The organism is Actinacidiphila rubida (assembly GCF_900110255.1).
GTDB lineage: Bacteria > Actinomycetota > Actinomycetes > Streptomycetales > Streptomycetaceae > Actinacidiphila > Actinacidiphila rubida.
In genome coordinates this window covers 157,483-171,542 of record NZ_FODD01000012.1, presented here as the reverse complement: position 1 = coordinate 171,542, position 14,060 = coordinate 157,483, and the positions used below count along the sequence as shown (strand labels likewise).

The 14,060-nt window shown below is 71.4% G+C and carries 10 protein-coding genes and 1 pseudogene; 5 read left to right on the top strand and 6 right to left on the bottom strand.

The window, feature by feature from the left end:
- Positions 1 to 31 precede the first annotated feature (31 nt).
- Together BMW99_RS14440 and BMW99_RS14435 are read right to left on the bottom strand one after the other, a co-directional pair.
- Complete coding sequence (locus tag BMW99_RS14440; protein WP_079138782.1) at positions 32 to 1,138, bottom strand: fatty acid desaturase family protein; 1,107 nt, start codon at positions 1,136 to 1,138, stop codon at positions 32 to 34.
- A gap of 234 nt (positions 1,139 to 1,372) precedes the next feature.
- Positions 1,373 to 1,576 carry a cold-shock protein gene (locus BMW99_RS14435; protein ID WP_069465777.1) on the bottom strand — a complete coding sequence of 68 codons (204 nt, stop codon included), beginning with the start codon at positions 1,574 to 1,576 and terminating at the stop codon, positions 1,373 to 1,375.
- A 748-nt stretch (positions 1,577 to 2,324) separates the two neighbouring features.
- Between BMW99_RS14435 and BMW99_RS14430 the strand changes: the two genes are divergently transcribed.
- A complete protein-coding gene (locus BMW99_RS14430) occupies positions 2,325 to 2,591 on the top strand; it encodes a hypothetical protein (protein WP_075016906.1) in 267 nt (88 codons plus the stop codon).
- Positions 2,592 to 2,828: 237 nt separating this feature from the next.
- Here BMW99_RS14430 and BMW99_RS14425 read toward each other — a convergent pair whose 3' ends face one another.
- The 3 genes from BMW99_RS14425 to BMW99_RS14415 form a co-directional block, all read right to left on the bottom strand.
- Entirely contained in the window at positions 2,829 to 4,373 is a 1,545-nt protein-coding gene (locus BMW99_RS14425; protein WP_075016905.1) for a DEAD/DEAH box helicase, read from the bottom strand.
- Between the two features lie 337 nt (positions 4,374 to 4,710).
- Positions 4,711 to 4,914 (bottom strand): cold-shock protein, encoded by a 204-nt coding sequence (locus BMW99_RS14420; RefSeq protein WP_069467243.1) that lies wholly within the window; start codon positions 4,912 to 4,914, stop codon positions 4,711 to 4,713.
- A 366-nt stretch (positions 4,915 to 5,280) separates the two neighbouring features.
- Positions 5,281 to 6,102 (bottom strand): class I SAM-dependent methyltransferase, encoded by an 822-nt coding sequence (locus BMW99_RS14415; RefSeq protein WP_075016904.1) that lies wholly within the window; start codon positions 6,100 to 6,102, stop codon positions 5,281 to 5,283.
- Positions 6,103 to 6,366: 264 nt separating this feature from the next.
- Here BMW99_RS14415 and BMW99_RS14410 point away from each other — a divergent pair, with 264 nt between their 5' ends.
- The 4 genes and pseudogenes from BMW99_RS14410 to BMW99_RS14395 all read left to right on the top strand — a co-directional run bounded on the left by BMW99_RS14410 (position 6,367) and on the right by BMW99_RS14395 (position 10,951).
- Positions 6,367 to 7,944: a multicopper oxidase family protein gene (locus BMW99_RS14410; protein ID WP_177226075.1), complete on the top strand. Its 1,578-nt coding sequence runs from the start codon at positions 6,367 to 6,369 to the stop codon at positions 7,942 to 7,944.
- A gap of 120 nt (positions 7,945 to 8,064) precedes the next feature.
- A pseudogene (locus tag BMW99_RS42900) lies at positions 8,065 to 8,424 on the top strand (VOC family protein); the annotation flags it as partial.
- A 30-nt stretch (positions 8,425 to 8,454) separates the two neighbouring features.
- Positions 8,455 to 9,261: an SCO6745 family protein gene (locus BMW99_RS43075; RefSeq protein ID WP_069466100.1), complete on the top strand. Its 807-nt coding sequence runs from the start codon at positions 8,455 to 8,457 to the stop codon at positions 9,259 to 9,261.
- A gap of 91 nt (positions 9,262 to 9,352) precedes the next feature.
- Positions 9,353 to 10,951: a metallophosphoesterase family protein gene (locus BMW99_RS14395; protein ID WP_069466099.1), complete on the top strand. Its 1,599-nt coding sequence runs from the start codon at positions 9,353 to 9,355 to the stop codon at positions 10,949 to 10,951.
- A 139-nt stretch (positions 10,952 to 11,090) separates the two neighbouring features.
- Here BMW99_RS14395 and BMW99_RS14390 read toward each other — a convergent pair whose 3' ends face one another.
- Positions 11,091 to 13,865: a lectin gene (locus tag BMW99_RS14390; RefSeq protein ID WP_079138846.1), complete on the bottom strand. Its 2,775-nt coding sequence runs from the start codon at positions 13,863 to 13,865 to the stop codon at positions 11,091 to 11,093.
- Between the last annotated feature and the right edge of the window lie 195 nt (positions 13,866 to 14,060).

Here is a 14,060-nt window from a genome sequence, read left to right as displayed (position 1 = left end):
GTCGTGCACCGGCGGGCCGGCCTGCTCGCCCTTACCGCGCTTCTTCCCGGACGCGCTCCACGGCCGTCTCCGGGTGGGGACGTCGACGCAGGGGCGCCCCCGCGTGGTGGAGGTGCCTCATCGCCTGGGCGTAGGAGTCGATCAGACCGGTCTCGGTGTAAGGGATGCCGACTTCGGCGCAGTAGGCCCTGACGATCGGCTGCGCGCGACGAAGGTGCGGGGTGGGCATGCTGGGGAAGAGATGGTGCTCGATCTGGTAGTTGAGGCCGCCGAGCACGACGTCGATCAGGCGTCCACCGCGGACGTTGCGCGAGGTGAGGACCTGCCGGCGCAGGAAGTCGGGCCGGTCGTCGCCCGTGAGGGTGGGCATGCCCTTGTGATTGGGCGCGAACGTGCAGCCCATGTACACGCCGAAGACGGCCTGGTGCACGGCGAGGAACGCGAGGGCCCGCAGGGGACCGAGGACGAGAAGCAGCACGGCGACGTATCCGACGATGTGCAGGCCAAGCAGGACCGCCTCCAGGGTCCGCTGCTTGTACGCCGGACGGAACAGCGCCCGCACGCCTGCCACGTGCAGGTTCATGCCCTCCAGCGTGAGCAGGGGAAAGAACCAGTACGCCTGGCGGGCACCGATCCAGCGCGCCACGCCGCGGGCCGCCCGTGCCTGGTCCTGCGACCACACCAGGACGTCGGGCACCACGTCCGGGTCGAGATCCTCGTGGTTGGGGTTGGCGTGGTGGCGGGTGTGCTTGTCCTGCCACCAGCCGTAGCTCATGCCCACGCACAGATTCCCGGCGATCCGGCCGGCCGCCTCGCTGGGGCGGCGCAGCCGGAAGACCTGCCGGTGGGCTATGTCGTGCGCTACCAGGGCCACTTGGGCGAACAGCACACCGAGCACCGCCGCCGTCACCAGTTGCCACCACGTGTGCCCGAGCAGCGCGAACGCCACCCACGTACTCGTGTACAGCACGGCCAGGCCGCCCATCCGGGCGGCGTAGTACCCGGGGCGCCGCGTCATCAGGCCCGAGTCCGTGATCCGCCGGGCCAGCGCCGCGAAGTCGCTGCCCTGGCCGTTCGGTATGTTCTCCGGTTCGGCCGCGTGCGGTGCCCGGCCGTCTGCCGCGACCGCGGGTCCCATGCGGGTCCGGCCGGGAGCGGGCAGGGATATCTGGTTCTTCGTTTCCTGCATGGCGGAGTCTTCCTCGAAGGCGGCGCGTGCCGGAAAAGAACTCCGCACCGGGTCAGCGCACGGGGATCCGCAGAACGAGCCGATCACATGATGGTGTGGATAACAAATGATGGTGCGGAAATATGAGAAAAATGGGATCCGCACCGGAGAGAGGGGAGGAGAAGGTGAATGCCCTTTTCCGGGTCAGGCCGGGACGATGTTCTCCGCCTGCAGGCCTTTGCGGCCCTGCACGAGGTCGAAGTTCACCCTCTGGCCTTCCTGGAGCTCCTGGAATCCCTCGGCCGTGATGTTCGAGTGGTGGGCGAAAACGTCGGTGCCGCCGCCGTCCTGCTCGATGAAGCCGAAGCCCCTATCGGTGCTGAACCACTTCACGGTGCCGATTGCCATGTCGTTTCCTCCGGTCGGGACAGTTCCCTGACCCGCACGTTGCGGGCCCGGAGTCGCTGCGTTGACACCATCTGGTGGCCATACAAGAGAAATGCGCCCAGAGGGTCACATCCCGTCAGGCGCACACAGCACTCATGAGTACCAAAACTGCAACGTGAGCGACCGTAGCACGGGTGGAGACGGCACGGGCAGTGCCTGCGGCGCGAGATCAGGATCTCTTTGCGATAGTTTCTCGTGATCCGGAACCGCCGGCACGGGAATGGTCATGAACACAGAACGCCAACGGTGAGCATCGTGCCGTTGGTCCGAGCTGTAGAGTGGTCGTATCGAGAGTTTCTTGTACGTCGGCTGTCATGCGGGCGCGGTTCTTGATGAAGGGCGATGCCGGCCGACGCGTCGCGCGACGGCCGGGGACGGGTCCACTCCATGATGACGACCACTGGTAGTTCCGCTTTTCAGCGGGGAGTGACCGAAAATCGAGCAGGCCGAGGCCTGTCGACGGCGGTCGACCGGGTGCAGGATCCCGAGGAGCCCTTGGAATACAAGGGTGGTGCGTCGTCGGATCCCCAGGCACGCCCGTCCGCGTCCGCGACCGCGTCCGCGACCGCGTCCGCAATCCGAGGCCGGGAGGCGACGGGAGCCGACGGCCCCCTCCCGGCGTTGCGCGAGAAGGCGTCGAGACCGGGCGGAGTTGTCCCGGACACAACAGGTGCGCGATCAGCGGTGCCGCGACCGGCCGAGGACAGCCATGACACGTGATTTCTCCCTTCCCGAGCAGGGCGTCGCCGAGGTGCGCATCACGGCGGCTTCGCCGGATGTGGCCAGGACCGTGGCGCAGGCGCTGCGTTCCTTGTTCGCGAGCACCGAGCAGCGCAGCTATCCCGCCGGCGACACGGGTACGGGCACGTGCCTCAACCTCAGTGTCGACACTACTCGGCCTCCGGACCCTGACCCGGATCACGCTCAGGAGTCGCCCGCGCAATTCGCTGAAGGAGCCCGGCAGCGTCGGCGCTGACCGAGCGCCCGCCCCTCTCGTAGCGGGGTCGGAACCCGCCGGCCGGGCCCTGCCGGCCGGCCCCGGTACCAGCGCGGCGGGGGCGGCCGCGGCGGGGGCGGTCACGGCGGGGGCGAACGCGCTTGTCAGGGTGGGTCCCCGGCCTCCCGCCCTTCCTGCGCCGGGCGCCAACTCGCAGGTCCGGCAGGGCGGGACACCGATGTCAGCAGCCGGCCGAGCCGGCATCGGGGAGGAGCGTCACGCCGCGGACGTCGACGTCGATGTCCGGGGCGCGGACACGGGCGCGGACGCGGACTCCCGTGCCGAAGTCGCCTTCCGGGCGCGGGCTGTTGCGGCGGAACCGCGGCTCGCGACGGGCCGGCCGCCCCGGCCGCGGACGGGCGCGCCGATGCGCCGGGGTCGCTCGGCCACCGGCGCGTCAACGGTGACGGGGACGCCGGACGGCGCCTGGGCGCCGGTGATGCGGCTCAGTTCGGCCTCGCCGGACCGGACCTGGGTGGTCCGGGGGGTGATGCCGGCGGTGCTCATCAGCCGGCTGACGCCGCGGCGCTGGCTGGGCAGGACCAGGGTGACGACGGTGCCGGACTCGCCGGCGCGGGCGGTGCGGCCGCCCCGGTGCAGGTAGTCCTTGTGGTCGCTCGGCGGGTCGACGTTGACGACCAGGTCGAGGTTGTCGACGTGGATGCCGCGGGCGGCCACGTTGGTGGCCACCAGCACGGTGACGTGACCGGTCTTGAACTGGGCCAGCGTGCGGGTGCGCTGCGACTGTGACTTGCCGCCGTGCAGCGCGGCGGCGCGCACGCCGCTGTTGAGCAGGTGCTGGGTGAGGTGGTCGACCGCGTGTTTGGTGTCCAGGAACATCATGACCCGGCCGTCGCGGGCCGCGATCTCCGTCGTGGTCGCGTACTTGTCGGCCTGGTGGACCTGCAGGACGTGGTGCTCCATCGCGGTGACCGCGCCCGCCGAGGGGTCGACGGAGTGGACGACCGGGTCGGAGAGGTAGCGGCGGACCAGCAGGTCGATGTTGCGGTCGAGGGTGGCGGAGAACAGCATGCGCTGGCCGCCGGGCCGTACTTGGTCGAGCAGTGCCGTGACCTGGGGCATGAAGCCCATGTCCGCCATCTGGTCGGCTTCGTCCAGCACAGTGATCGCGACGCGGTCGAGCCGGCATGCACCGCGGTCGATCAGGTCCTTGAGCCGCCCCGGCGTGGCCACGACGACCTCCACCCCGCCGCGCAGCGCGCCCGCCTGCCGGCCGATCGACAAGCCGCCGACGACCGTGGTGAGCCGCAGACGGCAGCTCCTGGCGTACGGGGTGAGCGCGTCGGTGACCTGCTGGGCCAGTTCCCGGGTGGGGACCAGGACCAGGGCCAGCGGCTGCCGGGGTTCGGCGCGCTGCCCGGCGGTACGGGCCAGCAGCGCCAGCCCGAAGGCGAGCGTCTTGCCCGACCCGGTGCGGCCCCGCCCCAGTACGTCGCGGCCGGCCAGGGCGTTGGGCAGCGTGGCGGCCTGGATGGGGAACGGGACGGTGATGCCCTGGTGCACGAGTTCCGCCAGCAGCCGGTCCGGCATGTCCAGCGCGGCGAACGCGTCCACCGCCGGGAGGGCGGGGGTGACGGTGACGGGCAGGGCGAACTCGCCCTGCGGCGCGGCCGGGCGGCCCGAGGCCGAACGGCCCTGGCCGGGGCGGCGGTTGTCGCGGGGACCGCCGAACTGGCCGCTGGAGCTCTTCGAACGGGTGCGGAACGACGGGTCCTGCGTACGGATGGTGGTGCGCTTCATGCGAAGCCTTCCTCGGTGCGGCACGTCGAGGAATTCCGGGCGGCAACCACACGCGGGGGAATCGCAAGGACGGACCGTTGACAGGAACAAGGTCCGGAGGGGCAACGGGTGCCGGGACGCTCCGGAAGGGATGACCGCTGTGGGGCCGCCGCACGGGAGAGGCGACAGCGAACGCGGTGACGGGAGGCCGGCGGGCGGGTGCGCCCCGGTGGTCTCCGATGAGGTGGGCGCGGTCGTCGTCGACCGCGGTGCCCCTGCTGCGGGGGTCGTGCCAACAGCGACAGGCCGGGGTCCGCACCCCAAGGTGCGGGCCCCGGCCTACCGCGTGTGTCGAACGTCAGGCGGGAACGATGTTCTCCGCCTGCGGGCCCTTCTGGCCCTGCGTGACGTCGAAGTTCACCTTCTGGCCTTCCTGGAGCTCACGGAAGCCGGAGGAGGCGATGTTCGAGTAGTGGGCGAAGACGTCGGGGCCGCCGCCGTCCTGCTCGATGAAGCCGAAGCCCTTTTCCGAGTTGAACCACTTCACGGTGCCAGTAGCCATGTCATATCTCCTTCGGGGCAGTACCCGGGACCGCACTCCGCGGCCTCCGCGTCGCCGCGATGATTGCCCCGCCCGGGAAACAGACCCGGATAAAACAAAAGTGCTCGCACCACCAAGGGTGGTGGGAGCACTTGAAGTCTTGGGAACCACAACTGCAACTGATCATCAAGGTAGCACGGAAAAGCCGACCGCGCACCGAACGCCACGAGTCGACCGACCGGCAGCAGACACCGCGGCAGGCGCCCGGCCCCCGGCTAGGCGCCCGCGACCTCGCGAGGCCGCTGTCGAGCGGGTTCACCAGGTGGTGTCCGATCGGCTGGGTGGGGACCGGGCACTCGCCCAGGTGGAGCGAGGGCTGCTCCGCTCTCACGCCGGCCCGGGCCTGCGGGTCAGTTCGTAGGCGAAGCCGACCGGGTCGGTGAGGCTGCCGTCGCCTGCGTAGGGGGTGAGCTCGGTGGAGAGTGCGGCGTCGAACTCGGCGGCGTGGTCCCCGAGCGCGGCGGGCGGAAGGAACGATGTCGACCGGATGTGGCCGGCGAGTTCAGGGATCGTCCAGCGGTGTTCGACAGTGAACTCGTGTCGTTCGACGGGCGCGAACCCGGCACGGGACAGCACCTCGTGGTCGGGATCCTGCTGGCGTGCCTGCTCCCAGCCGGCCGGGACGCGGCTGGCCACGCCGAGGGCGTCCTGCCACGTGCGGAGCAGGGCGGCGAGTGCGTGCTGCCAGTCCCTGGGGCCCGCCCACGGGGAGGTTGACCAGCACAGGGCCAGGCAGCCACCGGGCTTGAGCCAGGCGTGGGCGCGTTGGGCGACCAGGTCGCGGCGGAGCCGGTGGAAGGCGTTGCCGATGACGATCAGCTCGAAGCTGCCCGGCTCGGCCCGCAGTTCCTCGGCGCTGACGGTGACCGTTCGGACGTGGTCGGCCTGGGCGGCGACGGCCTGGGCGCGGACCACCCGGGTCATGTCGGCCTCGGCATCCACGGCCCAGACGTCGGCGAACCGGTCGCCGAGGGGGAAGGCGAGCTGGCCGGTGCCGCAAGCGAGGTCGAGCAAGCGTCCGTCCCCGGACGGGGCCGCCCGGCGCAGGAGATCGTCGATCATCGCGTCGGGGTAGGGGAGCCGGAACCGGTCGTAGTGACCGGATGTCCCCTGGTACAGATCGGGCGCGAACCTCACCTCGTCATGCATACGGCCACCATTGCACGGACGAGCGCCGGGCCCGGCCAGTGTCGCCGGCCACCAACTCCCGGATGCTGCCCACACGTCTCCGGCATCCGGCCCGCGCCCTGAGCGGACCCGGGCGTCGTCACCCGAACCTACGGCCCCGTGCCGTACCGGGCGGGACCGGTGCGGCGGGCGGGAGGGTCCGGCGGGCCTGTTCTAGATTGTCCGGCTATGGGCGTACATGGGATGACTCGTCGGTCGGTGTTGAGGGCGGCCGCGGGGGCCGGCTTGGCTGCTGCGGTCGAGGGCGGTGCCGCCGGCCGGGCCGCGGGGGCGGCGGCGGGGGCGGCGGGGGCGGCGCGCGAGGAATTTCCGCAGCCGGTGGTGGTGTCCGCGCCGCGGGCGGGCGGCTGGGTGGCGCCGGTGGTGGAGCAGGTGCTCGATGTCCGGTTCAGCCAGGTCAGGGTCCCGGGGTACGGCCCGGTCCTCACCCGCGCGTACAACCGGGCGATCCCCGGGCCGACGCTGCGGGTTCGCGGCGGACAGACGCTGCGGCTGACGCATGTCAACGGCCTGCCGCCCAACGCGCCGCACCACGGCGGGCACAACGTTCCGCACCACCCGAACAGCTTCAACCTGCACACGCACGGGATGCATGTGTGCCCGTCGGGGGAGGCCGACAACGTGCTGCGCGAGTTCGCGCCGCGCACCCCCGAGGAGGTCGCCGCCGGCATGCCCGAGCCGCGGTACTCCTCGACGATCCATGTGCCGGCCGATCACCCGGCCGGAACGTACTGGTACCACCCGCACCTGCACGGGGCCACCGCGGAGCAGATCGCCGGCGGTATGGCCGGGGTGGTCATCGTGGAGGGCGACGTCGACGACGTCCCGGAGATCAGGGCCGCCGCCGACGTCGTGGTCTGCGTCAACGAGCTGAAGGTGCGGGGCGGCAGGGTCCCCGCCTTCACCTCAGGGGACTGGCTGACCACGGCGCCCTCCGTCTTCACCGTCAACGGCGCCGCCAACCCGACGCTCACGCTGCGCCCGGGGGAGGTCCAGCGATGGCGGCTGGTGGCCGCGACCGCGTTCACCGCCCTGCGGGTGCAGGTCACCGGCCCGGGCGGAGGACTGGCGATGCATCAGATCGCCCAGGACGGCGTCACCTTCCCCACGCCCGTGTCCGTGCGGGCGCTGGAGATGGCGATGGGCAACCGCGCCGACGTCCTGGTCCGCGCCGGTACGGCGGGACGGTTCGAGCTGCGCGCGGCGGGCGTGCCGGTGCCGTTGATGACGATCGAGGTGGCGGGCGAGCCCGTGGAGCCGCCCATGGGCCTGCCCGACTCCCTGCCGCAGGGCCGGCCGTTCCTCGACGAGAGCGACGTGGCCCACGCCGGCGCGGACCGCGAGGTGGTCTTCCACACCGACCCCGCCGTCTTCCCCGGGGCGTTCCCCAACGCCTTTCGCATCCTGGGCACCCACGCCACCCCCGCGGCACACCACGGCGGCGACCTGAGGCGGGACCCGGCCCACGGCCTGTTCGACCCCGCCTACGTCAACCACACCCTGCGGCTGGGCACGACCGAACGCTGGACCGTCCGCACCGACGAGACGGCGCCCGTCCACAACCACCCGTTCCACCTGCACACCAACCAGTTCCTCGTCACCCACCGGAACGGCCTGCGCCTGGACCCGCCGGTCTGGCACGACACCATCGGCCTGGCCGGCGGCACCCCCGGCCAGTCCGTCACCTTCCTCGTCCGGTACGAGGACTTCACCGGCCGCACCGTCGCCCACTGCCACCAGCTCCACCACGAAGACCTCGGCATGATGCAGAACGTCGCCTACGTGAGCGGACCGGCGCGGTAGGGGCCGGCTCCGGTCCCCGGCCGTGCGGCGGTCGTCCCTGTCCTCGGGGCGGTCGCGCCGATGAGTTCGGCGTCCGGGAACGGTCTACCCGGCGACACGACCGTTCTCGACAGGAGTGCCATGTCCACGATCCAGCCGGTGATCCTCACGGACGACCACGACGTCCTGCTGGGCTTCTACACGCAGTTGTTCGGCGCCCAGGAGATCTTCCGGGTGCCGGAGGAGGGTCCGGCCTTCTACGTCGGGCTGCGCATCGGCGACACCGACCTCGGGCTGGTGGCCAAGGCGGGCCCCGGGGCCGGGGCGGCACCGCGGATCGTGCTCAGCATCGAGGTCGATGACGTCGACGTGACACTCGGCCGGGTGACGGCACTGGGCGGCTCGCTCAACGGCGGCCCCAACGACATGCCGTGGGGACAGCGCGTCGCCCACATCAAGGACCCCGACGGCAACCCGGTGAACCTCACCCAGCCGGTCCCGGGGGAGACCGCGGCGCCCACCGCCCGGCGCATGTTCGAGCTCCTGGAACCGATCTGCCTGGTCACCTTCCTCGCCGACGAGTGCAACGAGGAGCTGGCCGCGCTCGGCCACCGCACCTACTGGGACGGCTACTTCGCCAGCCGTGCCGCGCCGCTCGGGCGGGTGCCGGCGCAGGTCGTGCACGCGGCCTTCTACAACTTCGCCGAGGGGGAGGCCGCGCGGCACATCCCGAGCGCCTGGGAGACGATCCCGCCCGAAGCGTCCGTCGCCGCGCGGGAGCGGGGCAGCGCGGCCTCCCTGCGACGGATCCTCGGCCCCGAACTGGCAGGCTCCCCGGGCCTGGTGCGCGCCGCCGACCTGACCACCAAGGCGGCGACGAACGCGCCCACGGAAGGCCGGGTCATGTACGCCGCGATGCGCACCCTTCCGGTGCCGGGCGATCCGGTGGCCCGGCTGTGGCACTCCGCGACGATGCTGCGCGAGCACCGCGGTGACGGGCACGTCGCCGCCCTCCTCGGTGCGCGCATCAGCGGCACCGAGGCCCACGTCCTGTCCGCGCTGGCCCAGGACATCCACCCGCCCGAGTCGTTCGGGCGCATCCACCACCTGCCGAAGGAACGGCTGACCGCGGTCATGGAGGGCTTGCGCGACCGGGGACTCGTCGACGCCGACGGCCACTTCACCGACGCGGGCCGCGAGACCAGGCGGCGCATCGAGTCCGTCACCGACGACCTCGCCGCCCCGCCGTACGACGCCCTGACCCCCGCAGAGCTCGACGAGCTGACCTCCGTACTCGAACCCCTCACCGCGAAGGTGGTGGCCGCGGGCTCGCAGTGACACGGTGTGCGGGCGCGCTCCCGTGCACGGGACGTACCCCCGAACGGCCGCCGCCCGATGGGGCGCCGGCCACGGTTGTTACGCTGCGCCGATGGTCGCTTCCTCGCGTGATTCCCTGTCGGGCGCCGGCTGGCAGGATCAAGAACCCGGAACCTACCGGGAGTTGATGCCCGCCCAGGTCGTCAAACTGTCCTGGCTCAAGCCCGGGACGTTGTGGAAGGCGCGCAACGGGCCGCTGGCCTCGCTGCTCGGCGACCCCACCGGCCGGGACCGCTCCCGCTGGGTCGCGGCCCAGGCCGCACGGCGCGGCGACACCCCGGACACCGCGGCATCCGCCGACGGCTCCCGCGGGGTCCCCGTCGCGGGCGACGATCTGGTGATCGCCAGGGACGACCCCGACACGTTCTCCTTCGTCGTGATCGGCGACACCGGCGAGGGCGACGGCCCGCAGTACGCCGTCGTACCCGGTCTGCTCGAGGCGGGCGCCGGCACCCGTTTCGCCGTGGTGTGCAGCGACGTCCTGTACCCGGTGGGCAGCGGCGACGAGTACGGTCCGAAGTTCTTCCGCCCCTACCGCGACTACGCCGCGCCGATCTACGCGATACCCGGCAACCACGACTGGTACGACGGGCTCACCGGCTTCATGCGCGTGTTCTGCCGCGCGCCGGCGCTGCCCCCCGCGCCGCGCCCGAGGGCGCTGTCGGCCGCCTGGTGGCGGACGCTGCTGTGGGCGAAGCCGGAGACACCGGACGACGAGCGGCTCGACGAGGAGCGGCTGCTGCGCGGCGCGCCGGCCCAGCAGGCGTCCCAGCCCGGCCCGTACTGGGCGATCGACGCGGGCCCGCTCCGGATCGTGGGGATCGACACCGGCCTGCTCGGCGACATCGACCGCGAGCAGGGCGCGTGGCTGCGCCGCGTCTCGGCGGGCGACCGCCCCAAGATCCTGGTGACCGGGTCGCCGATCTATGTGGACGGCGAGCACCACCCGTGCGCGATCGAGGGGGGCGGCACCGTGGACGAGATCGTCACCGACCCGGCGCACCACTACGTCGCGGCGATCGGCGGTGACATCCACAACTACCAGCACTATCCGGTCGACGTCGACGGGCGGCGCATCGAGTACGTGGTCTCCGGCGGCGGTGGCGCGTTCATGCACGCGACGCACACCATCCCGCGGGTCCACGTCGGCGGCGTCACCGAGGACGACTTCCGCTGTTACCCGCTGCGCGGCGACTCGCTGGCGTTCTACAGCCGCATGTACGGGCGCAGGCTGCGGCTGCGCCGGCTGTTCGACCTGCACCCCGACGAGGCGTCGGCGGTGGTGGCGCAGCGCCTGGGCACGGCGCCGGTGCGGGCGCGCGGCACGGCCGGCGCGGCGGGCGGTGCGGCCACTCCCGGGCTCCGGGCCCGGTTCGTCGCGAGCGTGCTCGGCGTTCCACCGCGGCCGCACCGGCGCCGCTGGATCAGGATGCCCGTGCGCAAGACGCTGACCGGGCTGCTCTCGCCCGCGTCGGCCACCTACGACCCGCCGTTCTTCAAGAGCTTCCTGCGGCTGGACGTGCGCCCCGGTGCGGTGCGGGTGCGCTGCTTCGCCGCGACGGGGATGCTGGGGCAGGAGCAGAACCCGCCCGTGGAGGACGAGTTCACGATCGTGCTGCCGCCGCACCAGGGGGACCGGCAGGACCGTTGACGGGCCGTCGCGAGGATCTTCCGCGTGCTCGCCCCGCCTCTCGCGGGAAGCCCCGGTTCCCCGGCCGAACGGCCGGGGAACCGGGGCGGGAAGAGCCTGAGCTCGTCCGAGGGGGCCGCCCGGTGGCCGGGCGGCCGGCTCAGCTCGGCAGCTTCCAGTTCTGGGCGCCTGAGCCGTTGCAGGTGTAGAGCTGCACCTGGGTGCCGTTGGTGGTGGAGGAGTTCGGAACGTCCAGGCACAGCCCGGACTGCGGGTTGACCAGTGAGCCGTTGGCTCCCGGGGTCCACTTCTGGGCACCGGTGCCGTTGCAGGTCCACAGTTGGACCAACGTGCCGTTGGTGGTTCCGCTGTTGCTGACGTCCAGGCACTTGCCGAGCGTCCGCAGGGTGCTGTCCGACGCGATGATCCAGTCCTGCGCGTAGGTGCTGTCGCAGCCCCAGATCTGGGCGTGGGTGCCGTCGGCGGTCGCGGAGTTGGCGTCGTCCAGGCACAGGTTCGTGCCGACGCCCGCGCCGATCGCTCCGATGCGCGGCGATGCCGGTGCCGTGGTGCCTCCGGCGTACGACGGCGGCGCCGCCGAAGCGGCCGTCGCCCACGAGGTGTTGGCGGCGGTGCCGAGGGTGTAGTTCAGGGTGCCGCCCGCGGTGATGGCCGTGGTGGGGGCGTAGGCGTTGTTCCAGGCCGCGCCGTTCCAGGTCGCCGACTGCACGTAGGGGGCGTTGTCGGCCGCGCCGTTGCCGTTGACGGTCAGCGTCTGCCCGGACGGCAGCGTGATCACGGCCTGGGTGAACAGCGGTGAGCCCAGGGCGAGATCGGACGTGCCCGGGGTCTCCGGGAACATGCCGAGCGCGGACCACACGTACCAGGCGCTCATCGCTCCGAGGTCGTCGTTGCCGTCGGCCAGTCCCCCGGGGGTGTCGGCCCAGATCTGGTCCTGGATGGACCGCACCGTGCCCTGCGTCTTGTACGGCTCACCGATGTAGTCGTACTCCCAGGGCAGTTCGATGCTGGGCTCGTTCCCGACCCAGGCGTAGCCGTTCGCGCCGGTGTAGCTGCGCAGCGTGGTGTCGAGGTAGTCGTTCATCGCGGCGTTGCCGCCCTTGGCGTGCGCGAGACCGCCGATGTCGAACGGCACCATGCCGGTGTAGATCCAGGAGTCGGCCTCGACCATGTCGGTTCCGCTGGTCGGATCGAAACCACCGGTCCAGGCGCCGCTCGCGTTGCGCGGCTCGACGAAGCCGGAGGCCGGGTTGAGGACGTTGCGCCAGTCCTGGGCGCGACTGGCGTAGGTCTTCTGGTCGGTGGTGTCACCGAGCGCCCCGGCCATCGCGGACAGCGCGAAGTCCGCCGTGTTGTACTCCAGCGTGGTCGCGACCGGCCCGTAGAAGTTGCAGCAGCCGTAGCTGCCGTCGTGCGGCATGTAGCCGGGCGAGTTGAGGTAGTTCAGACCCGGCCGGTCGTTGTTGGTTTTGCTCGCCTCGGCGACCATGTCGGTGAGCGCCGTGGAGGTGTCGAACGAGGTGGCGCCGAAGGCGTAGTAGTCCGCGAGAATGCCGTCCGCGGGGTCACCCACCATGACGTACGACTCGCCGTTGTCCTCCGACCACTTGGGGAACTGTCCGGTCTGCGTGTAGTCGTCGACCATCGACTGCGCGGTGTCCGAGGCCACCTGCGGAGCCATCAGGCCCTCGAGTTGGGCCTGCGAGCGGTAGATGTCCCAGCCGGAGTAGTTGGCGTACACCGCGCTGTGCCCGGAGTCGACGGTGTGCGTCTTGCCGTCGAAGCCGTAGTACTGGCCGTTGGTGTCACTGATCACGTTCGGGTGCAGCAGCGAGTGGTAGAGCGCGGTGTAGAAGCTCTGCTGCTGCGCGGTGGTGCCGCCGGCGATCTGCACCCTGCCGAGCAGGGAGTTCCAGGAGTTCTGCGCGGCGGTCCGGGTCGTGTCGAAGTTCCAGCCGCTGTTCTCCGCCGTGCGGTTGGCGACCGCGTTGGCGACCGACACGTAGGACACGCCGACCTTCGCCTGCACGACCGGGTTGGAGGAGGTGTCGAAGGTGACGTAGCCGTTGGAGGCGGCGGCGTTCGGGGAGGCGGAGCCCTTGGTGGTGTCCGAGGTGGTCGCAGCGGGCGCCTTCCCGTGCAGCACGGGCTTGTTGGGCTTCTCCGCGGCGTTCTTGGACGCCGTGCCGGTGGTCGCCGGGGCGGAGGCCGTGGGCTTCGCGGCCGAGCTGCCCTGACCGGCGAACGGCTGGTCGAAGACCATGTCGAAGTAGACGGTGTAGGTGTTGCCCGCGCCGCAGAAGTGGCCGCTGGTGACCTGTCCGCTCACCTCGGTGCTGGACACCTTGGTGAACTGGGTCGAACTGGCGCCGTTCTGGCTGCTGGTCAGCTTGAAGACCAGGTTCGCCTGGGTGGTCTTGGGGAACGTGAAGCGGGCCATGCCACTGCGCGTCGTCGTGGTCAGCTCGGTCGTCACCTGGTTGTTGAGCGCGACCTTGTAGGAGCCCGCCGACGCCGACTCGTTGGCGTGCGAGAACGCGTCCGTGGCACCGGTGTTGACCGCGCCGACGGTCGGCAGCACCGGGACGTCACCGGCCGCGCCGCAGCCGGGGCCGGCGATGTGGGTCAGGCTGAAGCCGGTGATGGAGGAGTCGTTGTACTCGTAGCCGCCGCCCGGTGGACGCGAGGTCGTGTCCGGGCTCCACTGCACCATCCCGAAGGGCACGTCCGCGCCCGGGAAGTCGTTGGCCTGGTTCGACGTTCCGATGAACGGGTTTACCACGGTGGCCGGTGAGGTGACCAGGGCGGGCTTCGCGGCCGCCGTGGCCGGAGCGCACATGCCGGCCACGGCCAGCGCCGCGGTCGCGAGCACGCCGATCACCGCCGCTCCGGGTGAACTCGACAGTCGTTTCATCGTGGGGCTTCTCCTCTGAGGATGATGGTGACAACGTTGTCGGGCAGCGCAGGGCCCGGAGGAGCGGCGGAGAAAGGAGAGTCGACAACGTTATCGCGCCTGGGGCGCAGGTGGGGGGTTGACGCACGTACCAGCATCGTGGAACTCCAGGGGCTCAGCGGTACGTGGGGGGCCGGTGAGTGGAGAGCGCTGAGC